The 24,929-nt window shown below is 71.3% G+C and carries 22 protein-coding genes and 1 riboswitch; of the genes, 11 read left to right on the top strand and 11 right to left on the bottom strand.

Annotated features, from left to right (window positions below):
• Nucleotides 1-45 precede the first annotated feature (45 nt).
• Nucleotides 46-840, top strand: a complete 795-nt coding sequence (locus ABTY98_RS24000; RefSeq protein ID WP_352223011.1) for a class II aldolase/adducin family protein — start codon at nt 46-48, stop codon at nt 838-840.
• Between the two features lie 5 nt (nt 841-845).
• Here ABTY98_RS24000 and ABTY98_RS23995 read toward each other — a convergent pair whose 3' ends face one another.
• The gene (locus ABTY98_RS23995; RefSeq protein WP_352223010.1) at nt 846-1,733 is read right to left on the bottom strand and encodes a DUF4429 domain-containing protein; all 888 of its coding nucleotides are present in this window, start codon (nt 1,731-1,733) and stop codon (nt 846-848) included.
• 188 nt (nt 1,734-1,921) lie between these two features.
• On the opposite strand from ABTY98_RS23995, the gene ABTY98_RS23990 reads away from it, so the two are divergent.
• Together ABTY98_RS23990 and ABTY98_RS23985 are read left to right on the top strand one after the other, a co-directional pair.
• Entirely contained in the window at nt 1,922-3,199 is a 1,278-nt protein-coding gene (locus ABTY98_RS23990) for a hypothetical protein (protein WP_352223009.1), read from the top strand.
• A 153-nt stretch (nt 3,200-3,352) separates the two neighbouring features.
• Nucleotides 3,353-3,883: a DoxX family protein gene (locus tag ABTY98_RS23985; RefSeq protein WP_352223008.1), complete on the top strand. Its 531-nt coding sequence runs from the start codon at nt 3,353-3,355 to the stop codon at nt 3,881-3,883.
• Between the two features lie 19 nt (nt 3,884-3,902).
• Here the strand turns inward: ABTY98_RS23985 and ABTY98_RS23980 are convergent, their stop codons facing one another.
• Nucleotides 3,903-4,112 carry a hypothetical protein gene (locus tag ABTY98_RS23980; protein ID WP_352223007.1) on the bottom strand — a complete coding sequence of 70 codons (210 nt, stop codon included), beginning with the start codon at nt 4,110-4,112 and terminating at the stop codon, nt 3,903-3,905.
• Complete coding sequence (locus ABTY98_RS23975; RefSeq protein WP_352223006.1) at nt 4,099-5,523, bottom strand: PspC domain-containing protein; 1,425 nt, start codon at nt 5,521-5,523, stop codon at nt 4,099-4,101. Before ABTY98_RS23975 ends, ABTY98_RS23980 begins: the two co-directional genes overlap by 14 nt.
• Before the next feature lie 263 nt (nt 5,524-5,786).
• On the opposite strand from ABTY98_RS23975, the gene ABTY98_RS23970 reads away from it, so the two are divergent.
• From ABTY98_RS23970 to ABTY98_RS23960, 3 genes are all read left to right on the top strand, one after another.
• Nucleotides 5,787-7,079 carry an ATP-binding protein gene (locus ABTY98_RS23970; protein ID WP_352223005.1) on the top strand — a complete coding sequence of 431 codons (1,293 nt, stop codon included), beginning with the start codon at nt 5,787-5,789 and terminating at the stop codon, nt 7,077-7,079.
• Nucleotides 7,076-7,789: a LuxR C-terminal-related transcriptional regulator gene (locus tag ABTY98_RS23965; protein WP_352223004.1), complete on the top strand. Its 714-nt coding sequence runs from the start codon at nt 7,076-7,078 to the stop codon at nt 7,787-7,789. The genes ABTY98_RS23970 and ABTY98_RS23965 overlap by 4 nt, the downstream gene beginning before the upstream one ends.
• Before the next feature lie 62 nt (nt 7,790-7,851).
• Complete coding sequence (locus ABTY98_RS23960; RefSeq protein WP_352223003.1) at nt 7,852-8,724, top strand: AAA family ATPase; 873 nt, start codon at nt 7,852-7,854, stop codon at nt 8,722-8,724.
• A gap of 20 nt (nt 8,725-8,744) precedes the next feature.
• Here the strand turns inward: ABTY98_RS23960 and ABTY98_RS23955 are convergent, their stop codons facing one another.
• On the bottom strand, nt 8,745-9,194 hold the full coding sequence (locus ABTY98_RS23955; RefSeq protein ID WP_352223002.1) for an ATP-binding protein: 450 nt from the start codon (nt 9,192-9,194) through the stop codon (nt 8,745-8,747).
• A gap of 131 nt (nt 9,195-9,325) precedes the next feature.
• Between ABTY98_RS23955 and ABTY98_RS23950 the strand changes: the two genes are divergently transcribed.
• Both ABTY98_RS23950 and ABTY98_RS23945 read left to right on the top strand, forming a co-directional pair.
• The gene (locus ABTY98_RS23950) at nt 9,326-10,138 is read left to right on the top strand and encodes a helix-turn-helix domain-containing protein (protein WP_352223001.1); all 813 of its coding nucleotides are present in this window, start codon (nt 9,326-9,328) and stop codon (nt 10,136-10,138) included.
• Nucleotides 10,135-10,365, top strand: a complete 231-nt coding sequence (locus ABTY98_RS23945) for a DUF397 domain-containing protein (RefSeq protein WP_352223000.1) — start codon at nt 10,135-10,137, stop codon at nt 10,363-10,365. The genes ABTY98_RS23950 and ABTY98_RS23945 overlap by 4 nt, the downstream gene beginning before the upstream one ends.
• Nucleotides 10,366-10,875: 510 nt before the next feature.
• Here the strand turns inward: ABTY98_RS23945 and ABTY98_RS23940 are convergent.
• Nucleotides 10,876-11,934: a C40 family peptidase gene (locus tag ABTY98_RS23940; RefSeq protein WP_352222999.1), complete on the bottom strand. Its 1,059-nt coding sequence runs from the start codon at nt 11,932-11,934 to the stop codon at nt 10,876-10,878.
• A 473-nt stretch (nt 11,935-12,407) separates the two neighbouring features.
• On the opposite strand from ABTY98_RS23940, the gene ABTY98_RS23935 reads away from it, so the two are divergent.
• On the top strand, nt 12,408-12,761 hold the full coding sequence (locus ABTY98_RS23935) for a hypothetical protein (protein WP_352222998.1): 354 nt from the start codon (nt 12,408-12,410) through the stop codon (nt 12,759-12,761).
• Nucleotides 12,762-12,764: 3 nt separating this feature from the next.
• Here ABTY98_RS23935 and ABTY98_RS23930 read toward each other — a convergent pair whose 3' ends face one another.
• Both ABTY98_RS23930 and ABTY98_RS23925 read right to left on the bottom strand, forming a co-directional pair.
• A complete protein-coding gene (locus tag ABTY98_RS23930; RefSeq protein ID WP_352222997.1) occupies nt 12,765-13,733 on the bottom strand; it encodes a tellurite resistance/C4-dicarboxylate transporter family protein in 969 nt (322 codons plus the stop codon).
• Between the two features lie 248 nt (nt 13,734-13,981).
• Entirely contained in the window at nt 13,982-15,139 is a 1,158-nt protein-coding gene (locus ABTY98_RS23925) for a C40 family peptidase (protein WP_352222996.1), read from the bottom strand.
• Nucleotides 15,140-15,147: 8 nt separating this feature from the next.
• A riboswitch (cyclic di-AMP (ydaO/yuaA leader) is annotated at nt 15,148-15,319 on the bottom strand.
• Nucleotides 15,320-15,641: 322 nt separating this feature from the next.
• On the opposite strand from ABTY98_RS23925, the gene pcrA reads away from it, so the two are divergent.
• Nucleotides 15,642-18,128, top strand: coding sequence for a DNA helicase PcrA (gene pcrA / locus ABTY98_RS23920; protein ID WP_352222995.1), 2,487 nt, complete (start codon nt 15,642-15,644; stop codon nt 18,126-18,128).
• A 52-nt stretch (nt 18,129-18,180) separates the two neighbouring features.
• Here pcrA and ABTY98_RS23915 read toward each other — a convergent pair whose 3' ends face one another.
• Nucleotides 18,181-19,653, bottom strand: coding sequence for a M23 family metallopeptidase (locus ABTY98_RS23915; RefSeq protein WP_352222994.1), 1,473 nt, complete (start codon nt 19,651-19,653; stop codon nt 18,181-18,183).
• A gap of 267 nt (nt 19,654-19,920) precedes the next feature.
• Nucleotides 19,921-20,775 carry an esterase/lipase family protein gene (locus tag ABTY98_RS23910; RefSeq protein ID WP_352222993.1) on the bottom strand — a complete coding sequence of 285 codons (855 nt, stop codon included), beginning with the start codon at nt 20,773-20,775 and terminating at the stop codon, nt 19,921-19,923.
• A gap of 316 nt (nt 20,776-21,091) precedes the next feature.
• On the opposite strand from ABTY98_RS23910, the gene icmB reads away from it, so the two are divergent.
• Nucleotides 21,092-21,508: a coenzyme B12-dependent isobutyryl CoA mutase small subunit gene (gene icmB, locus ABTY98_RS23905; RefSeq protein ID WP_352222992.1), complete on the top strand. Its 417-nt coding sequence runs from the start codon at nt 21,092-21,094 to the stop codon at nt 21,506-21,508.
• 169 nt (nt 21,509-21,677) lie between these two features.
• On the opposite strand, the gene ABTY98_RS23900 is transcribed toward icmB, so the two are convergent.
• Nucleotides 21,678-23,270, bottom strand: coding sequence for a DUF5691 domain-containing protein (locus ABTY98_RS23900; RefSeq protein ID WP_352222991.1), 1,593 nt, complete (start codon nt 23,268-23,270; stop codon nt 21,678-21,680).
• Nucleotides 23,271-23,442: 172 nt separating this feature from the next.
• On the bottom strand, nt 23,443-24,798 hold the full coding sequence (locus ABTY98_RS23895) for an SWIM zinc finger family protein (RefSeq protein WP_352222990.1): 1,356 nt from the start codon (nt 24,796-24,798) through the stop codon (nt 23,443-23,445).
• Nucleotides 24,799-24,929 lie beyond the last annotated feature (131 nt).

Raw genomic sequence — 24,929 nt, 5'->3', positions numbered from 1 at the left:
GACGGTAACTTCCGCCCGTAACACAAACCCAGTGCTGGAGGACCTATGCACGGGCCGACTCCGCCCCTGCCGCTGCCCACCGATCAGCTCCGGTTCGCGATGCCGCCGATGCACGACTCGCTCGACGACGAGCGTCGGCATCGCAGGGAACGGCTCGCGGGCGCGCTGCGGATCTTCGGCCGGGCCGGATTCGAGGACGGGGTGTCCGGGCACATCACCGCCCGCGACCCCGAGTACTCGAACTGCTTCTGGGTCAACCCGTTCGGCATGCCGTTCAAGCACGTCACCGTCAGCGATCTCGTCCTGGCCAACCAGGACGGCCAGGTGATCGAGGGCCGCTACCACGTCAACCAGGCCGCCTTCACCGTCCACGCCCAGGTGCACGCGGCCCGCCCGGACGTCGTCGCCGTCGCCCACTGCCACTCCGTGCACGGCCGCGCCCTGTCCGCCCTCGGCGACCTGCTCGACCCGATCAGCCAGGAGAGCTGCGCCTTCTACGAGGACCACGCCCTCTACGACGCCTACACCGGTGTCGCCGTCGACGCCGAGGAGGGCCGCCGGATCGCCGGCGCCCTCGGCTCCCACAAGGCACTGGTACTGCGCAACCACGGGCTGCTGACCGTCGGCGACTCGGTGGACGCGGCCGCCTGGTGGTTCCTGTCCATGGAGCGGTCCGCGCAGGTCCAGCTGACCGCGAAGGCGGCCGGCCGGCCGCTGCTCATCGACCACAAGATGGCCGTCGCCACCCGCGAACAGCTCGGCGGCGACCTGGTGGCCTGGATCAACTACCAGCCCCTGTGGCAGGACATCAGCCGCGCCGAACCGGACCTGCTGAGCTAGAAGCCTCAGAAGCTCCTGAGCACGGCCGCCTTCGTCATCGCGAACTCCTCGTCCGTGAGCACCCCGTCCCGGTGCAGCTCGCCCAACTCCCGCAGCCTGCGCAGCAGTGTGTCGTGATGGTCGGCCGACTGGCGTGGCACGGCCGCCGGGGCGCGGTCCCGGTCGGTGTACTCCGCGCCCGCGCGGGTCGAGGGATGCGGCAGCCTGGCCGTGACCGCCGCCGCGACCAGCGCCGTCAGCAGATCGCGGCGGACACTGCCCCACAGGTCCAGGGCATAGGGGTCCCGCTCCGCCGGCAGCTTCGAGAACACCGTGTCCCGGGACACGAACCGCAGAAAGCCGTCCTCGTAGCCCGAGTTGGGCAGCCACTCCACCTGCACCAGATCGCCGACGCCGATGATCCGCGGCCCGGTCGCCCGCTTGACCCGGTCGGAGGTGTCGGCCCAGTCGATCCGCACCTGCGTACCGTCGAACGACACTGTGCCGTCCGAGGACCGCACCGACACCGGCACAGGGGGCCCCGGCAGCAGGTACGCCTTCGTCGGCTCCGTGGGGATCTGGTCCAGCAGCAGCGACTGCCGGATCTCCGCCACGACGTACTCCGCCACCCCGGAACGGTCCCCGTCCACCGTCAGCCGATACGGATCCGCCGCCTCCGGCAGCCGCCCGCCCGTCGCCTGCAGCAACGGATCCGCGCCCTCGCGCAGCCGCATCCGCAGCCGCCCCCGCTTGCCCTCCGGCTCGTACACCACCCCCGACACCGCCTCCAGGGGTACGGCGATCTCCCCGTACGTCTGCCGGAACAGCGGTACGGAGCGGTGGCGTCCCGGCGTGATCCGGACCGTGCTGCCGTCGAAGGCCCAGGTCCCGTCCCGCTGGATGATCTCGGCCATGGGGGAATTCTCGCAGCCGGGTCAATCTGTCGGCCGTACCTTCACCCGTCGTGACCAACCTGCTGAACGCGAACACCGTGGCGTAGGGCACAATTCGCTCTCGACACAAGGGAGTTGCACGGCGTCGTCCGGCCCCGGGGAGGGCCCTGCGCGTCGTGCCCCGGGCGTGGGGAAGGCGGGCGTCGGGCGTGGCGGTGCAGGAGGCGAGGCAGGGCGCCGGTTCGGGTGTCCACAGGGGCGGCTGCGCGTGCGGGGACTGTCCGCACGGCGCACGCGAGGGGCACCGGCGGGCGGTCGCCGAATTCCTCCTCAAACGGGACGAGTTCGCGGCCGGGCAGGGGCTGCCCGCGGCGGTGGCCCACTCCGCCTCCGCCTCCCGGCAGTGGGTCTCCGAGGAACTCACCCAGTCAGCCGACGTGGTCGCCGTACGCGGCCGCGCCGAGGGCGAGGCCTGGCTCGCCCGCCTCTGGCTGCGCACCGCGTACACGGTCTGGGCAACCGTGGTGATCCTCCTCCTCGCCCAGTCCCTCACCGCGATCGGCGCGGGCTGGACCGGCGCCCGCACCGCCGGACTGGTCGCCGCCGTGGTCGTGGCCCTGGCGCTGACCGCCGCCTCCTGGTTCCACCGCTCGCGCGGCGGAGTGCTCGCCCCCGTGATCGGCGAGGACAACCGCATGTCCACCTCCCGCACCGTGGCCGCCTCCTGGGTCCTCTTCGTCGTCTACGCCGTGCTCGTCCTGGCCGGCCGCCTGGCCGCCGCCTCCTCTCCCGCCGACCGGGACGCCCTCATCTCCGGCCTCGATCTCGCCCGCGGCGCCGGTGTGGTGACCGTCCTCGCCGTGGTCTGCGGCATCGCCGTCCTGGTGCGCCGGGTGGTCGGCCTGCGCATCCTCGGCCAGCGCCTGCAGAAATTGCGCGCCGACCGCCCCCGCGCGGCCGACCTGCTCACCGACGACTCCGGCCGGGGCACCTTCGCCGACATCCAGTACGTCCTGATCAGCGCCGTCGCCCTCGTCTTCGCCGCCGTACGCCTCGCCCGCCGCCCCGACCAGCTCCCCGACCTCCCCTGGGGCCTCGCGACGGTGGTCCTGATCTCCGCCGCGACCTACCTCGCCGGCAAGTACGCCGAGGGCGGCCGCCCGGTCATCCTCTCCGTCGTCCGCGCCCGCGAGGCCGGTGACCTGGACGCCCCCATCCGCACGGGCGACGACATCGAGATCCGCGGCACCGGCTTCGTGCCGCCCGGCGCCCAGAGCACCGACCGCCTCTCCCGCATGGTCGTCCGCGTCGGCGCGGTCAACGTCCACGTGCCCCTGGTCCCCGTCACCGGCGGCTTCAGCAACCCCACGGACAACGTCCTCACCGTCCCCGTACCCGCCGAGGTGGAACCCGGCTGGGTGGAGATCCAGGTGGTGACAGCGGCCGGGGCGGCCACGAACCGGTGCGTGGTCGAGGTGACCGAGTAAGGGGGCCTGAGGAGGCGGGGGAGCCCGCGGTCGGGTGACCAAGACCGGCCGAAATTCGGAAAAACCTCCGGAGGAGGATTGAGCGGGTCGCGGTTGTCGTACGTATCGTCTGTTGAGGGGCCTGGGTACAGCGGCGAGAGGCGGCTACTGGCGATGACTCACGGCATTCGTACGGACACACACTCCCCTTATCTCGATGGCGATCGCGGTCTGCGGGACACCGCCACCCGATATGCCCTCCTTCCGTTGCGGATCTTCCTCGGTGTCACCTTCATCTACGCCGGCCTGGACAAACTGACCGACAGCGCCTTCCTGAAGTCCGGCGGCTCCGGGTCGATCGGTGACACCATGCGCGCGGTTCACGACTCCGCGGCGATCCCGGCCCTGGTCGACCTGGCCCTGAAGAACCCCGTCGCCTTCGGCACCGCCATCGCCATCGGCGAGCTCGCAGTCGGCCTCGGCACCCTCTTCGGCCTGCTGGCCCGCCTGGCCGCCCTCGGCGGCGCGCTGATCTCGCTCAGCTTCTGGCTGACCGTGAGCTGGGCCACCTCCCCGTACTACTTCGGCAACGACCTCGCCTACCTGATGGCCTGGCTGCCCCTGGTCCTCGCCGGCGCCCCCTACCTCTCCCTGGACGCGATGTGGCGTGCCCGACGGCGACACCGGTCCGGGGGCCTGCGCTAGCTCCCCTCTTGGCTCTGCTCTAGCTTCCCGATGCGCGGCGGCGCCTGCGTATCGCCCGGGTCAGGGTCGCGGTCACGCCCGCCAGGAAGAGACCGACCACCATCAGCGGGATGACCGCGAACCACTCGGTGTCCCACCAGCCGCCCGCGTCACCGGCGTAGGCGATTCCCGCCGCCGTCAGGAAGACGCCCATCACCAGCCGTCCGGGCTGGAACTCATGCCGCAGCACGACTTACCTCCACCTGTCCCGCGCCGACCTGGAGATCCAGGTCGAGCGTGCCCGTGTTCTTCGCGCCGCTCGTCGGCGGCAGCGTCACGTCCTTGTGCTTGCCCGGCTCCACGTCCACGTCCTTCTTGTTGTCACCGGGCAACTGGATGTCGCCCACCCCCACGTCGATACTCATCCGCACGGTCACGTCCGCCGGCACGACGATCTTCAGCCGGCCCGCCCCCACCTCGGCGGCCGTCGACACCGTCTGCCCCTTGGCGATGCGTATGTGCCTCAGGTCCAGGGTGGCGACGCCCGTACCCAGGTCGTACCCCGACTGCACCTGGGCCGCCGTCGCCGGGGTCCAGGACGCGCGCGTCCAGTGGGTGCTGATGTCGGACGGCAGCGCCGTCGCCGCGGCGAGCAGGGCCGCCGTGACGAGCGCCAGGAACAGTGAGCCGGCCCCCGTGCGTCCCAGGAACGAGCTGACCGCCGTACCCAGGCCGAACACGATCAGCGCGCCCGCCAGACCGGCCTGGAGGCTGGTGCCCAGCGGGTGCGTGTCCCACGTCAGGCCCGTGCCCAGGCCACCCGCCAGCAGGGCGAACAGGAAGATCCAGCCGCCGATCCAGCGCGGTCCGCGCGGCCTCGGGGGCGTGCTCTGCCGGGCGCGTACGTCCTGTCCATGGACCCACGGGGTACTCAGACGGAAGTCGAGTCCCGGGACGTCCCGGCCGCGGGCGTCGGCAGGGCCCCACAGATAGCCGGTGCCCCCGACATGCGTGCCGTCCTTGACGATCGGGTCGCGCCACCACGACGGGTAGGTGATCGAGATCGGCGGTGCCTGGGCCTCGGGAGGGGCGTCGGCGACCGCCTGCGCGGCCAGCGGATCGGGGTCGGGGGCGCCCCGCCGCCGTGACCAGTACCCGGCGCCCGCCAGCAGAACGGAGAGGACGACGGCGAACGCCAGCACCCCGCCGTTCCTGATCATCGTCAGCAGCACTCCGCAGCCGACCAGCGCGAACAGCACGGCCGCCAGGGCCTGCCCGTCGACCCGACCGGTCAGCAGCTTGCGGACCTCGTTCTCCTCCTCGTCCTCGTACGGTACGAAGAGCCAGGCGAAGCCGTAGAAGAGGAGACCGATGCCGCCGGTCGCGGCCAGCACGGCCAGGGTGATGCGGAAGATCACCGGGTCCAGGTCGGTGTGACGCCCGAGCCCCGCGCACACGCCCGCGATCATCTTGTGCCGGCGGTCGCGCCGGAACCGGGGGAGCGCCTCGGCGGCCGCTTCCGCGCCGGCGCCGGGGGTGTCGGCCCCCGTCCCGGGCGCCCCCGTCGCGGCGGGCGCGGCACCCGACGGCCCGGGGCCCGGGGCGGGCCGCGGGCCGGGGCCGGGTCCCGGACCCGTCGCGGCGTGCTCGTGATCAGTCATGAGTCAATGGTGACGGCCGAGCCGCCGCAACGGCAGTCGGGATGACCCTGGCCGAACCCTGAAATCGGCCCGGAGACCGGGCCGGGAAGCGTTCGAACCGCGCGTTGGCCTTGGACTCCGGTCACTCGCTGCCGAAGGCCGGGCCGGGGATGGCCCTCGCTGTCCGAAGGTCCGGCTCTCGCCGCGGGGAAATCCGAAGATCAGGGGAGTCTCGGGGGCCGACCCTGATGCTCGGGGACTCGCGGCGTGTGAACATCGGTGGCATGCCGGAAGCCGCAGCAGTGCCCCTCGACGACCCGCGGCCGCCGCGCAAGCTCTACCGCAGCAGCGACGGCCGTTGGCTCGGTGGGGTGGCGCGGGGCCTCGCGGGGCATCTCGGCCTGCCCGTCGTGTGGGTGCGGCTCGTCTTCGTCGGCCTGTTCATGGCCAACGGCCTCGGCGCGCTGCTGTATGCCGCGTTCTGGTTCTTCGTACCCCTCGGCGTGGGCGGTGTCGGCGGCCAGAAGCCGCCCTCCCTGGTCACCACCGAGACCTCGGCGGACGGCCGCCGCAGACTCATCGCCCGTAAGCCCGACAGAGGCCAGATCGTCGCGCTGCTCCTCATGGTCGTCGTGTCCATGGTTTTCGTGGGCAGCGTCAACCTCACCAGCGGCGCCAAGGCCTACCTCCTGCCCGCGGTCCTGGTCGCCGCCGGTGTGGCGCTGGTCTGGCGCCAGGCGGACAACGCACGCCGGGCCCGCTGGGTCGAGGTCGGCAGCCGGCGTCGTACGCTCTCGCTGCTGCGCGCGGGCGTCGGCGTCCTGCTCGTCACCGCGGGCGTCTCGGGCGTCTTCGTCATGCAGGGCTCCGCCGCGCACATCGGGGCGGTGCTCCAGGCATCGCTCGCCGTTCTCGTCGGCATCACGCTGCTCGCCGGGCCGTATCTCGTGCGGATGACCCAGGACCTCTCCGAGGAACGGCTGATGCGTATCCGCGCGCAGGAGCGCGCCGAGGTCGCCGCCCATGTCCACGACTCGGTGCTGCACACCCTGACCCTGATCCAGCGCAACGCGGAGAGCGCGAACGAGGTGCGCCGCCTCGCCCGCGCCCAGGAGCGCGACCTGCGCACCTGGCTCTACAAGCCCGAGGGCACCGGCGAGGACGAGGCCGACGAGCCCGCCACCCTCGCCGAAGCGGTCCGGCGCAACGCCGCGGAGGTGGAGGACAAGCACGGCGTCCCCATCGAGGTCGTCGTGGTCGGCGACTGCCCGCTCGACGAGCGGACGGGCGCGCAGATGCAGGCCGCGCGTGAGGCTATGGTCAACGCCGCCAAGTACGGTGGCGAGGGCGGCGCCGTCCAGGTCTACGCCGAAGCCGAGGGCAAGACGGTCTTCGTGTCCGTCCGCGACCGCGGTCCCGGCTTCGACCTCGACTCGATACCCGCCGACCGCATGGGCGTCAGAGAATCGATCATCGGCCGTATGGAGCGCCACGGCGGCACGGCACGGTTGCGGTCCGTGCCGGGCGGCGGCACGGAGGTCGAACTGGAGATGGAGAGGGCGGAGAAGACGTCATGAGCGACGCGACCGAGGCGAACGGCCCGGCGGAAGGCACGGAGAAGGCCGGGCGTCGGGTGCGCGTGGTCCTCGTCGACGACCACCGGATGTTCCGTACCGGTGTGCAGGCCGAGATCGGCCAGACCGAGCAGACCGGTGTCGAGGTGGTCGGAGAGGCCGCCGACGTCGACCAGGCGGTCTCGGTGATCACCGCGACCCGGCCCGAGGTGGTCCTCCTCGATGTGCATCTGCCGGGCGGCGGCGGGGTCGAAGTGCTGCGCCGGTGCGCCCCGTTGACGGCGGACGCCGAACGGCCGGTGCGCTTCCTCGCGCTCTCCGTGTCGGACGCGGCCGAGGACGTCATCGGGGTGATCCGCGGCGGTGCCCGCGGCTATGTCACCAAGACGATCACCGGCACCGACCTGGTCGACTCGATCTTCCGTGTGCAGGAGGGCGACGCTGTCTTCTCCCCGCGGCTGGCCGGGTTCGTCCTGGACGCCTTCGCCTCCACCGACGCCCCGCCGGTGGACGAGGACCTCGACCGCCTCACCCAGCGCGAGCGCGAGGTCCTGCGCCTGATCGCGCGCGGCTACGCCTACAAGGAGATCGCCAAGCAGCTGTTCATCTCCGTCAAGACGGTCGAGTCCCATGTGTCGGCGGTGCTGCGGAAGCTGCAGCTGTCGAACCGGCATGAGCTGACCCGTTGGGCGACGGCGCGCCGCCTGGTCTGACCATCCCGTAGGCGTGCCAACGATCACACCGTTACGCTGTGCCCGACGGGAGGAGGGCTCACATGCTGCTGCGTTTCCGTACGGCGAACGTCCGGTCACTACGCGATGAGCAGGAGCTGTCCTTCACGGTTCCACCCGACGAGGAATCCGACGCTGCGCGGGCGGTCCGGCTCTCCGACGGCAGGCAACTGGACGTCTATCCCGTTCTGGGGGTCTTCGGAGCCAACGCTTCCGGCAAGTCCAATGTCATCACCGCCTTGAAGAAGATGAGAAGCGCGGTGCTGGACTCCTACGGACCATGGACCTCCTACACCGGCGTCCCCGAACGCGAACCCTTCGCGCTCGACGTCGAGTCCGAGGGACAGAGCACCTTCTACGAAGCCGACTTTGTCCTGGAAGACGGCGTGCGCTGGACCTACGGCTTCGAGCTGGGGGACCGGCGGGTCGAGGCGGAATGGCTCCACTCCTATCCGAAGGGCCGGCGGCAGGTGTGGCTGGACCGGGACGCGACGCGGACCCGCGCGTACGAATTCCCGGGAGAGCGTGTTCATGACCGTGCCCGCCTGGCACGCACCACACGCCCCAACGCCCTTCTCCTCAGCCGCGCCGCGAGCGACAACCATCCCCAGCTGTCTCGTATCTACGACTGGTTCCGGTCGAATCTCTGGGACATCACTCCCGAGACCGAACTGAGAGACCACGAGAACTACACGGCCGAACAACTCCTCGACGCCGAGAAGAGCGAACGGGTCCGGGACCTGCTGCGAGTGGCGGACCTGGGCATTCAGGGTGCGGAGGTGGAACGCCAGCCAGGGGGCAGAGCCCCCGTCGTACGGCTGCTGCACGGAGCCGACCACGACAGCGCGGTGGCCCTGGACTGGGCGAAGGAGTCCTACGGCACCCGCTGGCAGAGAGGGCGAAGCTCGGAGCTTTGAAGGCCGGTCTCTCCAGCGACCTACTGCCCGTGGTTTGACGGAGTTGTAGCGAGCTCGAACCACAGCTCCTTCCCGATCCCGCACCCCCTCCTCTCTGCACACCAGTCATCCGCCAGTGCCGCCACCAACGCCAGTCCCCGGCCCGACTCGGCGTCCGGGGAAGCCGTGCCCGGTGTCGGGAGCGTGTCGTTCGCGTCGGTCACCGTCACGCGGACCCGCTCGTTCGTGACCACGCAACGGGCCCAGATCTCGCGACCGGCTGGGACCTTCGCGTGGCGGTACGCGTTTGTCATCAACTCGCTCAGGAGGAGTTCCGCAGTAGCGGTCACCTCCTGCGGCAGGCCCCAGGACGCCGCCTGCTCGCGGAACAACTCGCGTGCTCTGCCCACGCTTCGGGCGTGACGCGGCAGGCGCCACTCGATGTCCTTGGGGGCGGTCGTCGTGGGCAGTGGGGGGTGTGGGGGCTGCATGCGCTGTTCATCCCTTGCGGCTGACATTTGGCGTTCGGCCTGATCAAGGTCCCCGTTGGCGCGTAGCCTCGCGAGTAACGGCGCGGGTACAGCGGGTGGTTGTACCCGGCGTGGACCCGGCGGAGGTGTGCGTGTCGACCGAGGTGAACTCCCAGCCGCCGATCGCCTGGCGGTACTGCGGCAGCCAGATCAAGATGTGGCGCACGGATGCCGGTGTCGGTCGGGAGGCGCTGGCCAAGGAAGCCGGGTACGACTACGAGTACGTCAAGTCGATGGAGAACGGTCGGCGGCGGCCAACGCTGCGGCTGTTGCAGGTCGCCGACCAGGTGTGCGGGGCGGGTGGGAAGCTTGTGGCTGCGCAGGAGTATCTGAAGCCGGAGCCGTTTCCGACGTTCTCGCAGGACTTCATTCGGTACGAGTCCGAGGCCATCGCGCTGAGTTCGTACGAGCCGCTGCTCATCCCGGGGCTTTTGCAGACGGAGGAGACTGCCCGCGCGCTGCTCAAAGCTCACTGGCCACCACTGGACGACGAAACGGTCGAAGAACGTGTGTCGGCCCGGCTCAATCGGCAGGTTCTTCTGGCCACGCAGACCAGATCGTTCAGCTTCGTCATTGGCGAATCGGCGTTGCGGAACCAGGTCGGCGGAGCCGAAGCGCACTCGCGCCAACTACGTCACTTGCTAGGCGCGGCCGAGCAGCGGAACGTAACTGTGCAGGTGCTGCCAACCGTCGGTGCTCATCCGGGACTCAACGGACCGCTCCTCTTGCTGGAGACGCCGGAGCATGAGCACCTTGGGTACGAAGAAGGCCAGACGACAGGGGTGCTGTACTCGGACCCGGATCGCGTCAGCATCGCCACGCAACGCCATGCGATGATCCTTCGGCAGGCGTTGGGTCTTTCGGAGTCCGCGCGATTCATCGGCAAGGTGGCGGAGGGGCAATGAACGGGGACCTGTGGTGGTTCAAGTCCAGTCACAGCGGCACTGAAGGCGGCAACTGCCTCGAAGTAGCCCTTGCCTGGCGTAAGTCCACCCACAGCGACTTCGAGGACGCCTCCTGCTCCCACACCATTCACGTCCGGGACTCGAAGCTCGGCTCTCGAAGCCCCCGCTTCGCCGTCACCCCGGCCTCCTGGACCGCCTTCCTCGCCCACGCCCGTACCGGCGCTTGAGCTTCGAGCCTCAAGGCTCGGGAGTCGAGATCCGTTTGTGAGGAATGGGTGGTTGGGTTGAACCCACCACCCGCCCTCCCTGCCGGTCAACGGCGGCCAAACTGCCTCGCTGCCAGTCGACATGACTTTTCGTGACCGACTTGCGACACGCCGTCGTCGCCCTCTAGCGTTCGCGACAACAAACAACCCCGGTCGGGTGTTAGCAGCACCCGCCGGGGTCTCACCTCAAGATCGAAAGACGGACGATCTCGTGGCTTGCGAAAACTCTAACGCTGCCCTGCCCGCCCCCGCACACCCCATGGCCAACCCGGGCACGGGAACCGTCGACGGTCACACAGCCGTTGGCCCGTCAGCAGCGAAGCGCAACGTGGCGCGGCGCACGGGGGAGGGCAAGCAGTCTTCGTGAACGGCATCCCTCTCGTCGTCGGGTGCAAGGCACCGGACGTCGAAGGCGCCGTCGGCGAGGCCATCCGTGACCTGCGGGGCTACGCGGGTCAGGCCCACGAGCTGTCACACCACCCGTGTCGCCCCCGCGAACGGCATCTCGTCGATGGGTGCGATCCGTACCGGCGCCGACGGGTTGGGGGCGTGGATCATCTGGCCGTCGCCGATGTAGATGCCGACGTGACTGATCCCCGAGTAGAAGAACACCAGGTCGCCCGGCTGGAGTTCGGAGCGGGAGACACGGTGGCCGGCGTCGATCTGGGCGTAGGTGGTGCGGGGGATGGAGACGCCGGCGGAGCGGTAGGCGGCCTGGGCGAGTCCCGAGCAGTCGAAGGCGTGGGGGCCGGTCGCGCCCCAGACATAGGGGCTGCCGAGCTTGGTGTAGGCGTACGCCACGGCGGCCGCGGCACGGGAGTCGGGGGCGGCGATGCTGCCCGGGGCCAGGGTGGCGCGGGCGCCGGAGGCCGAGCGGGAGGCGCGGGAGGAGGCGCCGTCCGCCGTGACCACGGCCCGCTGCTGGGGCGAGAGTTGGTCCAGCAGTTGCCGGGCCTCGCCGAGCTTGCCGTTGACGGCGGTCTTCTGCCGCTTCAGTTCGGCCTGCCGGGACCGCAGCGACGTCAGCTCGATGTGCGCCGCGCCGCGCAGCTGCTCGATCTCCCGCAGTTGCCGACGCACCCGCGCCACCGCGCCGGCCTGCCGGGCACCGGCCCGTTCGGCGAACGCGGCATCGTCCAGGTATTGGTCGGGGTCGCTGGAGAGCGCCAGTTGCCACGCCGGATCGATACCGCCGTCGCGGTACTGCGCGGCGGCTGCCGAACCGAGCGCGTCCCGCGCGGAGTTGAGCTTCTCCTGCTTGCGGGCGGTCTCGTCCTGCAGCGCCTTGAGCCGCCGCTGGGCCGCGTCGACCTTCTCCCTCGCCCCGTCGTACTTCTCCGTGGCCGCCTCGGCCTCCTGGTACAGCTGGTCCACCTTGGCCTTCACCTGCGCCGGTGTCAGCTGCGGCTCGGCGTGTCCGGTCCCGTCGAAGCCCGTCGCGGTGGCCGCGCCCGCCAGGGCGAGGGTGGCGGCCGTGCGGGCCGTATTGCCGCTGAGCGAGCGCTGTCGGGGCTTGCGGTGCGCTGCCACCTGGACTGGTCACGTCCTTTCGTACGACCGCCGTGTCGCCCGTACGCACACCAGGAGGAGCGCACATACGGCCGCAGGGGTGCGGATTACGCGTCCGGCGGCGGCCCGCACAGGGGGAGCGGGCCGCCGCCGGACTTTCTCGGCGGTGGTGTCCGACTGCCGCCCCTGGCCCGGGCGGCGGTGGGGAGTCGGTCACCTGGGGGAGGACGCTAGGCCGGAGTGTGTCGGCTCGGTAACGCGATGCACGGAATTGGTGTGGCCGGATCGTTACCCGACGGTATGTGACCAGGATTCCGGTCCGGAGTCGTCGGCTTCGCGGGGTGGGATGACCGAAGCGGCGGTTCGGGGGCGCGCGGGAGACACGGAGTGCTATGGGGTGCATATATGCGATGCCGTGGGAGTGAGTAGCGGCGGGCGCCGAGGGAGGGGCCGGTGCCCGGGGCCCCAAGGGGCCCTGGTTAGGCTCCGGGGCCATGGACGTACTCATCCATCTCTTCGTCGGCCTGCACATCATCGGCATCGCCGCGCTCCTCGGCGGCTTCCTCACCCAGATGAAGGCGATGGGCCAGGGCACGGCCCGGTTCGTCCCCGGGATGCTGCACGGCGCGTTCACCATGCTCGCGACCGGTGTGATCCTGGTCGGCCTCAACGAGGCCGACGACCACCACGTCAACACGATCAAGATCGGCGTGAAGCTCGCGCTGCTGATCGTCATCCTCGGGCTCGTCTATGTGAAACGGGACGACGAGAAGGTGGAGAAGGGCGCCTTCGGCCTGGTGGGCCTGCTGACCATGGCGAACATCTTCATCGCCGTGCTGTGGACGTGACCCTCAGGAAGCCCTCCTGAGGGTGGCGCGGGTGGCCGCCACCGCGCCGACGGCCACCGTCACCCAGGCCGCCACCGCCACCCACACCAGCACCCGCCCCGGCCACTTCAGCCACGGGATGCCGACGGCGGCCCCGACCGACAGCGTCGCCGCCGCGGTCATCCCCAGCGGGAACACCGTCGCCCAGCGGCGCACGTCGTAACGCAGCCGGGGCCGTGCCACCTCGGCGGCCAGCAGGACGACGTACCAGGCCAGGGCCAGGACGAGCAGCGCCACCGTCACCGTGCGCAGGACGCCCCGGTCGTCGTTGTTCCACAGGTACAGCCGGGCGCTGTCGGCGGCCAGCAGTTCCGCCCCGGCCAGCGCGGAGGTCGCGAGTGCGCCGCCCGCGACCCAGTGGTCGCCGGGCCCCTCGACGACCTGCCGCCACTCGAAACAGGTCACAGCGAGCCCGTACAGCACCAGCCCCACCCAGAACAGCGCCAGCGCCGTGTGGGCGAGCCAGGCGGTCGTCACGGCCGCCGCCAGCGCCGCCCCCAGTACGGCAGGCCCCTGCGTGGCCACGCAGACCAGGAACACCGCGCCGGGCATGTGCCGCTTCCAGTGCCGTACGACGAGGGTCAGCAACGGCGGCCACAGCGCCGCCGACAGCGCCAGCAGGGCCTCGGCGAGGGTCTGCCACCCAAGCGCCGAGAACCGCGTCCCCAGTACCGTCGTAGCCGCCACAGCGGTGAGCGAGCCCGGCGCCTCCGCCTCCGTCACCCACCGCCGAGGGTCCTCCAGCAGCCGTACGGCGAACTCCCCGGCCAGCCCTGCCCACGCCACGCAGGCCAGTGCCAGCGCGACCCGGGACACGGTCTCCGCCCCCGCCAGATGCAATCCCACCGACACGACGGCGGTGGCCATCACAGCGGCCCCGGCCGCCGGCGGCCGCTGCGCCCACCAGGCGCGAAGGGGTGAAACAGCGGGCATGCCGCTGATGCTATGGACCCTCACCCGCCGCGCGAGCGGGGCACGCGCGCGTGCAGCACGAAATGCGCACCGTGCGGGCTCGCGCCTCGCGCCGACGTCCGAGCAAACGTCAAGCGCCCGCGCCCAGCGCCCGCGCCCAGCGCCCGCGCCCAGCGCCCGCGCCCAGCGCCCGCGCCCAGCGCCCGCGCCCAGCGCCCGCGCTCGGCGCTTGCGCCCGGCGCCCGCGGTCGGCGTGCGCGCCCGCGTCCTCAGGCCGGTCGAACCACGCTATGGATGATCGACTCGCCCCCGTAGTAGATCGACTCCTCCCGGACGTACGCGCCGGGCTTCGGGGCGTGGATCATCATGCCGTTGCCGACGTAGATGCCGACGTGGGTGACGTCGTCGTAGAAGAAGACCAGGTCACCGGGCTGGGCGTCGGCGAGGGAGACCGTCGTGCCGGCGTTCACCTGGTCGTACGTGGTGCGCGGCAGGGAGACGCCCGCGGCCTTCCAGGCGGCCTGGGAGAGGCCGGAGCAGTCGTAGGAGCCGGGGCCGGTGGCGCCCCAGACGTACGGCTTGCCGATCTGCGCGCGGGCGAAGGCGATCGCCTTGGCCGCCTTTGTCGCATAGGAGGCGTCGGAGGAGGAAGAGGAGGACGAAGAGGAGGGGCTGCCGGAGGACGACGTCGATGACGACGAACCTTCCTGCTTCGCGGCCGCCGCCTGCTGCTTCGCGAGCTCCGCCGCCTTGCGCGCCGCCTCCGCCTGCTGCCTCTTCTCGATCTCCGCCAGCCGTGCCTTCTCCTGGGCCGTCAGCTGCGACAGCAGCTCCCGCGCGGAGGCCAGCTTCGCCTGGACGGTGGTCTTGGCGGTCTTGAGGTCGTCCTGGGTCTCGGTGAGCGTCTCCAGGCTCCTGGCGGCCTCCTGCCGCTTCTTCATGGTCGCGGACTGCTGTGTGGCGTAGTCGTCGACCGCGTCCTTCTGGCGCGAGGTCAGCCGGCTCATCAGCTGCGTCTGGTCGAAGTAGTCCTGCGGGCTGTCCGCGAGCAGGAAGGTCGCCGTGTCGGGCGCACTGGCCCCGGTCCGGTACTGGGCCGCGGCGAACGAACCCAGTTCCTCACGCGCCTTGTTGAGCCGGTCCGTGCGCTCGGCGACGTCGTCGAGCAGGGTGTCGACCTGCTTGCGCTGCCTGCCGGTCTTCTCCTTGGCCGCGTTGTACTTCTCGGTCGCCGACTCCGCCTGCCGGTAGAGGGCGTCGACCTTCTTCTCGACCTCCTCCAGGCTGGGCTTGCCGTCCTCGGAGGGCGCGGCGTTGGCCGTCTGGGAGAGCAGGGCCACGGAGGTGAGGGCGGCGGTGGCCAGAGCGGGGGTGCGTATGCCTGCTACGCGCGTTGCGGACGGACGCGACTTGCGGTGCGACGCCAACGGGGGCGACTCCTTCCATGCTCCGCCTACCGAGTTAGCTGTCGGGTTCGGGCGGGTGGTTCGGAAGGGTTGCCCTACGGTCCGCTCCCGGTGGGAAGTCGGGACCGATTCACCCCAAGGCCGGAGTGGGTCCCCGGCTCCGGGTGCGCGGTGGCACCCTGGACTCGGCGGAGGCCGTGCGGCCCGGCGACGTTCGCCGGTGGGGGTCGTACGGCCTGGTCGGCACGCTAGCCAACTCGTGTGCCATGTGTGAAGGTTGATGTGCGATATGCCCGATACATTTTCGTGACCTTGGTGTTGCGGCCCGGCCGGATCGGTTGATCAAGGGGGTATGGGGCGACTTGTCCAGAGTGGTCGAGCGGCCCGCGCTCCCGGTGGGTGGGCGCGCGCATGCTCACGGCGTGTGATCGCAGACCGTGAGGGGTCGATTCTGGTGGGTGACCGGGGCGAGTTTCCGGGGTGGGGACCGGTTGTCGGTGGGGCGCCCTAGACTCGGAGAGCGATGAGCAGCCTCTTTGACGACAGCTTCCTGGCGAGCCTCCAGCCCCCGCGCGGCCACGAGGAGGAGTCCCCGCCGCCGCCCGAGGACGAGCACGTACCGGAGCCGATTCCGGACGATCTGTTCGGCGGGAAGTTCGACGCGCCTCCGGACCGTGACGCCTACTACCGCGACGGCGCCGCCCGCCCGGCCCTGGACGCGGCCGCGCTGCTGGAGGGGCTGAACGACAACCAGCGGGCGGCGGTCGTGCACGCCGGCTCCCCGCTGCTCATCGTGGCCGGTGCCGGTTCCGGCAAGACGCGCGTGCTCACGCACCGCATCGCGCACCTGCTCGGCGCGCGGAGTGTGCACCCGGGCCAGATCCTCGCGATCACCTTCACCAACAAGGCCGCGGGCGAGATGAAGGAGCGCGTCGAGCACCTCGTCGGCCCGCGCGCGAACGCGATGTGGGTGATGACCTTCCACAGCGCGTGCGTGCGGATCCTGCGCAGGGAGAGCAAGAAGCTCGGCTTCACCTCCTCCTTCTCGATCTACGACGCAGCCGACTCCAAGCGCCTGATGGCCCTGGTCTGCCGCGACCTGGACCTCGACCCCAAGCGCTTCCCGCCCAAGTCCTTCAGCGCCAAGATCAGCAACCTCAAGAACGAGCTGATCGACGAGGAGGACTTCGCCGCCCAGGCGAGCGACGGATTCGAGAAGACCCTCGCCCAGGCCTACGTCCTCTACCAGTCGCGGCTGCGCGAGGCGAACGCCCTGGACTTCGACGACCTGATCATGACGACGGTCAACCTGCTGCGCGCCTTCCCGGACGTCGCCGAGCACTACCGCCGCCGCTTCCGGCATGTCCTGGTCGACGAGTACCAGGACACCAACCACGCCCAGTACGCACTCGTGCGCGAGCTCGTCGGCACCTCCGAGCACCCCGTCGACGTGCCGCCGGGCGAGCACGACCTCCAGCCCGCCGAACTGTGCGTGGTGGGCGACGCCGACCAGTCGATCTACGCCTTCCGGGGCGCGACGATCCGCAACATCCTCCAGTTCGAGGAGGACTACCCGAACGCGACGACGATCCTCCTGGAGCAGAACTACCGCTCCACGCAGACGATCCTCTCCGCCGCCAACGCGGTCATCGAGCGCAACGAGTCCCGCCGCCCGAAGAACCTGTGGACCAACGCCGGCGCGGGCGCGCAGATCACCGGCTATGTCGCCGACACCGAGCACGACGAGGCGCAGTTCGTCGCCGACGAGATAGACCGTCTGACGGACGCGGGCGAGGCGAAGGCGGGCGATGTCGCCGTCTTCTACCGCACCAACGCTCAGTCCCGTGTCTTCGAGGAGATCTTCATCCGCGTCGGCCTGCCCTACAAGGTCGTCGGCGGCGTCCGCTTCTACGAGCGCAAGGAGGTCCGGGACGTCCTGGCGTATCTGCGTGTACTGGCCAACCCGGAGGACTCCGTCCCGCTGCGCCGGATCCTCAACGTCCCCAAGCGCGGTATCGGCGACCGCGCGGAGGCGATGATCGACGCCCTCGCCCAGCGCGAGAAGATCAGCTTCCCGCAGGCGCTCAAGCGTGTCGACGAGGCGTACGGCATGGCCGCGCGGTCGACCAACGCGGTCAAGCGGTTCAACACGCTGATGGAGGACCTGCGTACGGTCGTGGAGTCCGGCGCCGGACCGGCCACCGTGCTCGAAGCGATCCTCGAACGGACCGGCTATCTCGCCGAGTTGCAGGCCTCCACCGACCCGCAGGACGAGACCCGGATCGAGAACCTCCAGGAACTTGCCTCCGTGGCGCTGGAGTTCGAGCAGGAGTCCGGGGAGGGCGAGACGTCGGGCGGGCTGTCCGACTTCCTGGAGCGGGTGGCGCTGGTCGCCGACTCCGACCAGATCCCCGACGAGGACGAGGACGGCTCCGGCGTCATCACCCTGATGACCCTGCACACCGCCAAGGGCCTCGAATTCCCGGTGGTCTTCCTGACCGGCATGGAGGACGGCGTCTTCCCGCACATGCGCGCCCTCGGCCAGACCAAGGAGCTGGAGGAGGAGCGGCGCCTGGCGTACGTCGGCATCACGCGCGCGCGGGAGCGGCTGTATCTCACCCGGTCGGCGATGCGCAGCGCCTGGGGGCAGCCGTCGTACAACCCGCCCTCGCGCTTCCTGGAGGAGATCCCGGCCGGGTACCTGGAGTGGAAGCGGACCGGGGCGATGGCGCCGGTGTCCTCCGGGCCCGCGTCGGGCGTGGCGGCCTCGCTCTCCTCGACCCGCTCGCGGTCCTCGGCGTCGGGCGCGTCCGGCTTCGCCACCCGGCGGACCTCGGAGAAGCCGGTGGTCTCGCTGGCCGTCGGCGACCGGGTCACCCACGACCAGTTCGGCCTCGGCACGGTCGTCGCGGTGAAGGGCACGGGCGGGAACGAGGAGGCGACGATCGACTTCGGCGACGCCAAGCCGAAGCGGCTGCTGCTGCGGTACGCGCCGGTGGAGAAGCTCTAGCCGCACAGGGCTGAGCCCCGCTCCCACGAGCGGGGCTGGCTCACTTCACTGATCAGGTCGGGTCGAGCCCGTGGCTCCGCAGCCACGGCAGCGGGTCTATGGCGGAGCCCCCCGCAGGCCTGACCTCGAAGTGCAGATGCGGGCCGGTCGAGTTGCCGGAGTTCCCGGAGTACGCGATCGGATCCCCGGCCTTGACGGTCGTACCCGAGGCGACGCGGTACGACGAGAGGTGGCAGTACCAGGTCTCCGTGCCGTCCTTCGCCGTCACGATCATCATGTTGCCGTAGGCGCTGTTCCACTTGGTGGAGACGACGCCGTCGGTCGCCGCCATCACTGTCGTGCCGTAGGAGACGGGGAAGTCGATGCCCGTGTGGACGGACATCCAGTTCACGCCGGCCTGGCCGAAATAGGCGCTGAGCCCTCGCTGCGTGACCGGGAGGACGTACTTGGGGCGCAGCCGCTCCTTGCGGGCCGCCTCCGCCGCCGCCTTCTTCTTCTCGGTCTCTTGCTGGGCCTTGAGGTCGATGCGCTCCTGGGTCCGGCTGGCCCGGTCGGCGAAGTCGTCGGCGCCCGCCGAGAGCGTCTTCAGCTGGGCGTCCAGCTTGCTGTTGGCGGCGGACGGTTTCACCGACTGCGCGTCCGAGGCGGAGGCGGTGGTGTCCTGGCCGTCGCCGCCGGTCAGGGTGCCGACGGAGGCGGCCGCGATCCCGGCGACCCCCATCACACACGCCGAGGGCACGGCGACGGTGAGCAGTGCGGAGCGCTTGGGCGGCGTACGACGGCGGGAACGCGACCCCGCGCGGGCGCCGGCGCGTGTCGCGGCCGGAGCGGCCGGGGTGACCTCTTCCTGGTCCTCCAGCAGCGGCGTTACTGCAGGTAGCCCACCGGTCGCGGCCAAGTCCGCCGCGTCCGCGGAGTCCTCCGTGAACTCCTCGAACCCGTCGTAGGGAAGCTGCTCGAACATCTGGGTCGCCGACTGGTCGAAGGCGTCGGCGGGCTGTGGCTGTGGCTCGTGCTCGGGCTCCGCCGACTGTGCCGGGGTGCCGTCGGAGTTCCACTGCGTGGCGTCGTACGCGCCGGTGTCGAAGGCCTGGGTGCCCCACTCCCACTGCTGGGTCGCGCCGGCCATGCCCGACTGGTCGGGCTGGAGCCAGGCGTTCGCGTCCCAGTGGCCGCTGCCGTCGACGGCCGTCCCCTGTGCCGGGACGGTCCAGGCGGTGCTGTCGTAGGTGCCGGAGTCGTAGGCGGCGTGGTGCTGGGCCGCGTAGGGGTCGTAGTTCAGCGTCTGGTCGCCGACGGTCTGCCACTGCGTGGCGTCATACGTGCCGGTGGCCTGGCCCTCGCCCGGGAGGTGGCCGAAGAGGGGGTCGCTGTGGAAAGAGGTGCCGGTAGCGGTGTGGTCGCCGTACGTGGTGAAGTCGCCGTACTGGGCTTCCTGGGTGCCGTACGGCGCGTAGTGCGCCTGGTCGGCGTCGGAAGCCGGGGCCGGGGTGGTCATGGTCCCCGACGGGTGACGGTCGTTCACCAACTTCTCTTTCGCCTCGACAACAGGGGCTGCCAGAGCAGTGCGGCGACTGTACCCGGCGGTATGCGGGCGCGACAATCTTCAACAGGTTTCGTGGTTTCGGGAAACGGGCATTCGGCCGTGTTTCGGGGGACGACGGGCGCGGGTTTGGCCTTGCGTTCGAGGAGTGTTCGAGGTTTCAGGGGGCCAAGTCAGTGATGCCGGGAAGCCGTTGCCGGCCCGAACCGACCCGAATACCCCGACCCGCCCGGCTCACCCGGTTCGTCCTCAGGCCACCGTCAGGCCGCCCGCGATCCGCTCCTCCGGGTGCACCTCGTCGAGGGCCTGCCGTATGCCGGTCGCGACCGCCGGGTGGACGGGCAGGGCGAGGTGGCCGACCCCGGTCACCTGCACATTCGTCGCCATGAGGTCCGGGTGGTCGATACGGGCCGTCTCGACCGGCTCCATCAGCGAGTCGAGGTCGCTCCAGAAGCTGACGAACCGCGTACGGCAGCCGGGCGCGGGGAGGCCCAACTCCTCGATGACCTCCGAGCCGGGGCGCATCTGCCGCACGATCGGGTGCGCGTCCGCGAACGGCGCGACCCTGGTGCCGGAGTGCGGGGTGCCGAGTGTCACCAGGGTGCGGACGCGGTAGTCGCCGCCGAGGCGCTGGACGTAGTAGCGGGCGATCAGGCCGCCGAGGCTGTGCCCGACGATGTCGACCCGGCGGCTGCCGGTGCGCTGGCAGATCTCCTCTATGTGCCGGCCCAGCAGACCGGCGGCGGTGCGGATGTCGCAGGTCAGCGGCGAGTAGTTCAGCGACTCGACGCGCTGGCCGCCATGCTGGGCGAGGGTGCGGCGCAGCAGGACGAAGACCGAGCGGTTGTCGATGAACCCGTGCAGCAGCACGACCGGCGGGGTCGTCCGGACCGGCAGCCGGGCCGTGCCGTCACTGTGTGCGGGCTGCGTGGGGGAGCGGCGCTCCGGGGTGAGGCCGGTCGGATAGAGCAGCAGATGCCCGGCCAGGATCGCGGCTTCCAGCGCGGACGATTTCAGCAGGGCCAGCGACAGGCCGGCGAGTCTGCCGGGCAGGAGGCGACGGCAGAGCGGGAGAAAGGGCTCCAGTACCCCGGTGACCTTCATCGGCCGACCTCCTGTCGGCGCTCGGAGGACGGCTCTGTCCCCCGTGTGCCCTCATGGGAGGCCGAGCGGAGGTGGCGAGGGTACGACGACGGGCCGCGTCGCATGCCCCTGTTGCCCCCGCGGACCACGCTGCGGCTCCCTGACGTGTCCCACTGTGTGTGATTTCCCCCTCGGTAACCTCCGCGAAACTGCCGGTTGCGGGATGCTGGAGATAACGTTCGTTCACTGGAGACGGGTGGCGGAACGCGCCAAATGTGCGGTACTTGTCGGTACGCACAGATGCTGGCGTGTTCTTTTCATGGTCATGGAGGCAGTGATGGGTGTGGCAGCCGGCCCGATTCGTGTGGTGGTGGCCAAACCGGGGCTCGACGGCCACGACCGCGGGGCCAAGGTCATCGCGCGTGCGCTGCGCGACGCGGGCATGGAGGTCATCTACACCGGGCTCCACCAGACACCGGAGCAAATCGTGGACACGGCGATCCAGGAGGACGCCGACGCGATCGGCCTCTCCATCCTCTCCGGCGCCCACAACACCCTGTTCGCCGCGGTCATCGACCTCCTCAAGCAGCGTGACGCCGAGGACATCCTCGTCTTCGGCGGCGGCATCATCCCCGAGGGCGACATCGGCCCCCTCAAGGACAAGGGCGTCGCCGAGATCTTCACGCCGGGGGCGACGACGGCGTCGATCGTGGAATGGGTACGGGAGAACGTCCGGCAGCCCACGGAGGCGTAGCCCACGTTCGCGTCACGGTGGCCTGGCTTGACCCGACCCTCTCCGGCCGGCCGACCCGACCCCGGCGGCTGGGCCGGGGCGGCCGGAATGCGCCCGAGCAGGCGGCCGTTCGCATCACCGCGAGGGTTCTGCGGGCACAGCCCCCAGGAGCCGTCGCGGCACCGGACGCTCAGGCGCCGGCCGGCCCCAGCTCCTCCATCATCACCGCCCGCAGTCTCAATGTCGTCGCCAGCCGCTGGAACGCCTCCGCCCAGTACCCGCCGGCACCCGGTGACGCGTCCTCCCCTTCGTCCGGCACCGCCAGCAACGCGTCCAGCCGGCCTGCTTCCGCGGGATCCAGACAGCGTTCGGCCAGCCCCATCACCCCGCTGAAGCTCCAGGGGTAACTCCCCGCGTCCCGCGCGATGTTGAGGGCGTCCACCACGGCCCGGCCGAGCGGCGCGGACCACGGTACGGCGCAGACGCCGAGCAGCTGGAACGCCTCCGACAGGCCGTGTGCCGCGATGAACCCGGCCACCCACCCGGCCCGCTCCGCATCTTCCAGCGTGGCCAGCAGCTTTGCCCGCTCGGCCAGGGACACCGCGCCCGGACCGCCCGCCTCCGGCGCCGCCGGAACCCCGAGCAGCGCTCTCGCCCACTCGCCGTCCCCCTGTCGTACGGCGGCCCGGGACCAGGCCGCGTGCAGCTCGCCCTGCCAGCCGTCCGCGACCGGCAGCGCCACGATCTCCCCGGGCGTACGGCCGCCGAGCCGCGCCGACCAGATGCTGAGCGGGGCCGCCTCCACCAACTGCCCCAGCCACCAGGACCGTTCACCGCGTCCGGTAGGCGGTTTGGCCACCACCCCGTCCCGCTCCATGGCCGGGTCGCACTCCGGCGGCGCCTCCACCGCGATCACCGGGCCGTCCCCTGTGTGGTCGACGGCCACACACGCCCCGGCCCGTACCGCCATCCGCCCCGCCAGCGCCGAGCCCGGCAGCGCGGAGAGCAGTTCCGCCGCTGTCGTTCTCACGTTACGGCTCCGGTCCGACAACGCCTGCTCCAGGAACGGCTCGTCCCCGGCGGCCAGTCCCGTGCGCAGCGAGTCGAGGAACATCAGCCGGTCCTCCGCCCGCTCCGTCGCCCAGGTCCCGGCCAGCAGCTCGCGCGCCGCCTCGGGCGTACGGGCCCGCAGCGCCGCCAGCAGCGCGACCCGCTCGGCGAACAACCCCTCCTGCCACAACCGCCGTATCGCCTCCGCGTCCTCGGGGCCGGGCAGGCTCGCGCCGCCGCCCGGGGCCGCGCGCAGGGCGAACCGCCAGTCCTGGTTGAGCCAGGCCAGCCACAGGGCGCGCGGACCGGCGAAGGCCAGCGCGGCGGGCCGCAGGTCGGTACGGCCCCGGGCGGCGTCCAGCAGCGCGGGCAGCGTCTGCGGGGGCGCGGCGAACCCGTGCGCGTTGGCCGCCGCGAGCCACTGGGGCAGCAGCTCCATGAGGTCGGGCGAGGTGCCCCGGCGACCGCCGGTCCCGGCGCCGGGGCGGTCGGACAGCAGCATCGCCAGCCTGCGCGCAGCCGCGGCCGGCAGTGCGGGGCGCGGGTCCTCGGGAGCCGGTTCGGGGCGGTGCGCGGCCCGCGCGGGCCGCAGTCCGGCCCGTCGCCGTACGGTCGCCACGGCCGCCTCGTCCAGCAGGACCACCGGTGCCTCGCGCCCGGGGCCGCCGGTCGCGGGCGGACGCCGGTCCGTGCCCAGCAGGGCCGTGGTGACGAGGTCTTCCCAAGTGGTCACGGGGTTCCCTTTCCGCGAGTCCGCCGGGTTGTGTGAGTCGGTCGGGTTGTGTGAGTCGGTCGGGTTGTGTGAGCCGGTGCTGTTGCGTGAGCCGGTGGGGTTCTGCGAGTCGGTCGGGTTCCGTGAGGTGGTTGGGTTCCGTGAGGTGGTTGGGTTCCGTGAGGTGGTTGGGTCAGCACAGCGGTACCGCCTCGCCTGGTTGCTCCGGCCAGGCCGTCAGTGGTGTGAAGCCGAGGTGGCCGCACTCGCCGAAGACCGTGACCGGCGCTCCGCCGGAGAGTGCGACCAGCCGCCACAGACCGGGCCGGGAACGGGCTGCGGGGGAGACCGGAAGCGCCAATTCCTCATCCGCGTCCACCAGTTGCCAGGAGTCGCCGTCCGGGACGGGCACCACCCCGCCCAGTGTCACCGGCACCGACTCCAGCCACGGGTCCTCCCGCAGCGCCTCCCCGTACCGGGCCGCAGCCTGTGCCGTCGTCATGCCGGGCGGCCGTACAGAGAGGGGCGCGGGCGCGGCGAACCGCTCGCCCAGGGCCGCCCGGTGCCCGCCCGCGCCGGGGTGGGCGGACAGCTCCGCCTCCAGGGCGAGACCGACCGGCAGTGCCAGCTCGGGGGCGCGGCCGGCCGCGCCGTAGGAGAGGAGCAGTGCCGTACGGCCCGAGTCGGCCCCGTGCAGCCAGATCCGGCGGGTCGTCAGCTTCGCGTCCGCCGTGTCGTACTGGGCGAGGACCAGCCAGCGGTCTCGCACCGGCGGGCCGTCCGCCGAGGCGGGCAGGCCGATACGGGAGCGGACCGTGGCGGCGAGGTCCTCCGGGAGTCGGTCACGGCGCAGCCAGCCCTGGTCGAGGAGGTGCAGCAGCGCGCATTCCTCCAGCAGCCGCACCGGCCAGCCGGGCCCGGAGCCCGGTATCGCACCCAACTCCCTTACCCGGGCGGCCAGCCCGGGCGCCTGGGCGTCGACCATGCGGGCCGCCGTCTCCTCCCACAGCCCGTACCCCGTCTGCTCGGCCGCGGCCAGGCCGCCGCGCAGCAGGTCGGTCAGCCGCTGCTCCAGCTCCGTGGCGCCCGCCGTGACCCGCTCGGCCCGCCGCTCCGCCCGCCGCCGGGCCGCCTCGGGATCAGCGGCGGCCGGGGAACTCCGGCCGCCCGCCGGGCGTTTGTCCTCTGCGCGCTTGCGCCGGCCCGCGATCCACTGCTCGGCCCAGTCCGGCGGCTCTGCCACCGTCGGCACCGTGTCGTCCTCGCCCGCCCACAGCAAGAGCAGCCCGAGGGCGTGCTTGCAGGGGAACTTCCGGCTGGGACAACTGCACTTGTACGCGGGCCCGGCCGGGTCCGCGATGTCCACGATCGTCTGGTACGGCTTGCTGCCGCTGCCCTTGCACAGTCCCCATACCGTCCCCTCCCTACAACTCCCCGCCTCGGACCACGGCCCCGCCGCGCCGAGCTTGCTTCCCGCCTTGCGTGACGCGGAGTCAGGTGCCAGCGCCAGCACCTGGTTCGCACTCCAGCGCACCCCCTGCTGAGTCATGCCATCGAAGGTAGATCCCACCACTGACAATCGACTCCGCGGACGCGTTTGTGCAGGTCAGGGCGATTGTCAGTGGCGTGGTGCACGGTGGACACCAGATCCGAACCGGCCGAGCTGGAGGGGGCCTCAGC

Source organism: Streptomyces sp. NPDC096040 (assembly GCF_040303265.1).
Taxonomy (GTDB): Bacteria; Actinomycetota; Actinomycetes; order Streptomycetales; family Streptomycetaceae; genus Streptomyces.
This window is presented reverse-complemented; position numbering and strand designations above follow the sequence as displayed.

Excerpts from the sequence above, each read along its gene's own strand:
- ABTY98_RS23985 (WP_352223008.1), top strand. The coding sequence starts at position 3,353 with ATGACTCACGGCATTCGTACGGACACACACTCCCCTTATCTCGATGGC.
- ABTY98_RS23955 (WP_352223002.1), bottom strand. The coding sequence starts at position 9,194 with ATGCAGCCCCCACACCCCCCACTGCCCACGACGACCGCCCCCAAGGAC.
- ABTY98_RS23910 (WP_352222993.1), bottom strand. The coding sequence starts at position 20,775 with ATGAAGGTCACCGGGGTACTGGAGCCCTTTCTCCCGCTCTGCCGTCGC.
- ABTY98_RS23930 (WP_352222997.1), bottom strand. The coding sequence starts at position 13,733 with ATGCCCGCTGTTTCACCCCTTCGCGCCTGGTGGGCGCAGCGGCCGCCG.
- icmB (WP_352222992.1), top strand. The coding sequence starts at position 21,092 with ATGGGTGTGGCAGCCGGCCCGATTCGTGTGGTGGTGGCCAAACCGGGG.
- ABTY98_RS23965 (WP_352223004.1), top strand. The coding sequence starts at position 7,076 with ATGAGCGACGCGACCGAGGCGAACGGCCCGGCGGAAGGCACGGAGAAG.
- ABTY98_RS23970 (WP_352223005.1), top strand. The coding sequence starts at position 5,787 with ATGCCGGAAGCCGCAGCAGTGCCCCTCGACGACCCGCGGCCGCCGCGC.
- pcrA (WP_352222995.1), top strand. The coding sequence starts at position 15,642 with ATGAGCAGCCTCTTTGACGACAGCTTCCTGGCGAGCCTCCAGCCCCCG.
- ABTY98_RS23945 (WP_352223000.1), top strand. The coding sequence starts at position 10,135 with ATGAACGGGGACCTGTGGTGGTTCAAGTCCAGTCACAGCGGCACTGAA.
- ABTY98_RS23975 (WP_352223006.1), bottom strand. The coding sequence starts at position 5,523 with ATGACTGATCACGAGCACGCCGCGACGGGTCCGGGACCCGGCCCCGGC.
- ABTY98_RS23895 (WP_352222990.1), bottom strand. The coding sequence starts at position 24,798 with ATGACTCAGCAGGGGGTGCGCTGGAGTGCGAACCAGGTGCTGGCGCTG.
- ABTY98_RS23935 (WP_352222998.1), top strand. The coding sequence starts at position 12,408 with ATGGACGTACTCATCCATCTCTTCGTCGGCCTGCACATCATCGGCATC.
- ABTY98_RS23995 (WP_352223010.1), bottom strand. The coding sequence starts at position 1,733 with ATGGCCGAGATCATCCAGCGGGACGGGACCTGGGCCTTCGACGGCAGC.
- ABTY98_RS23960 (WP_352223003.1), top strand. The coding sequence starts at position 7,852 with ATGCTGCTGCGTTTCCGTACGGCGAACGTCCGGTCACTACGCGATGAG.
- ABTY98_RS24000 (WP_352223011.1), top strand. The coding sequence starts at position 46 with ATGCACGGGCCGACTCCGCCCCTGCCGCTGCCCACCGATCAGCTCCGG.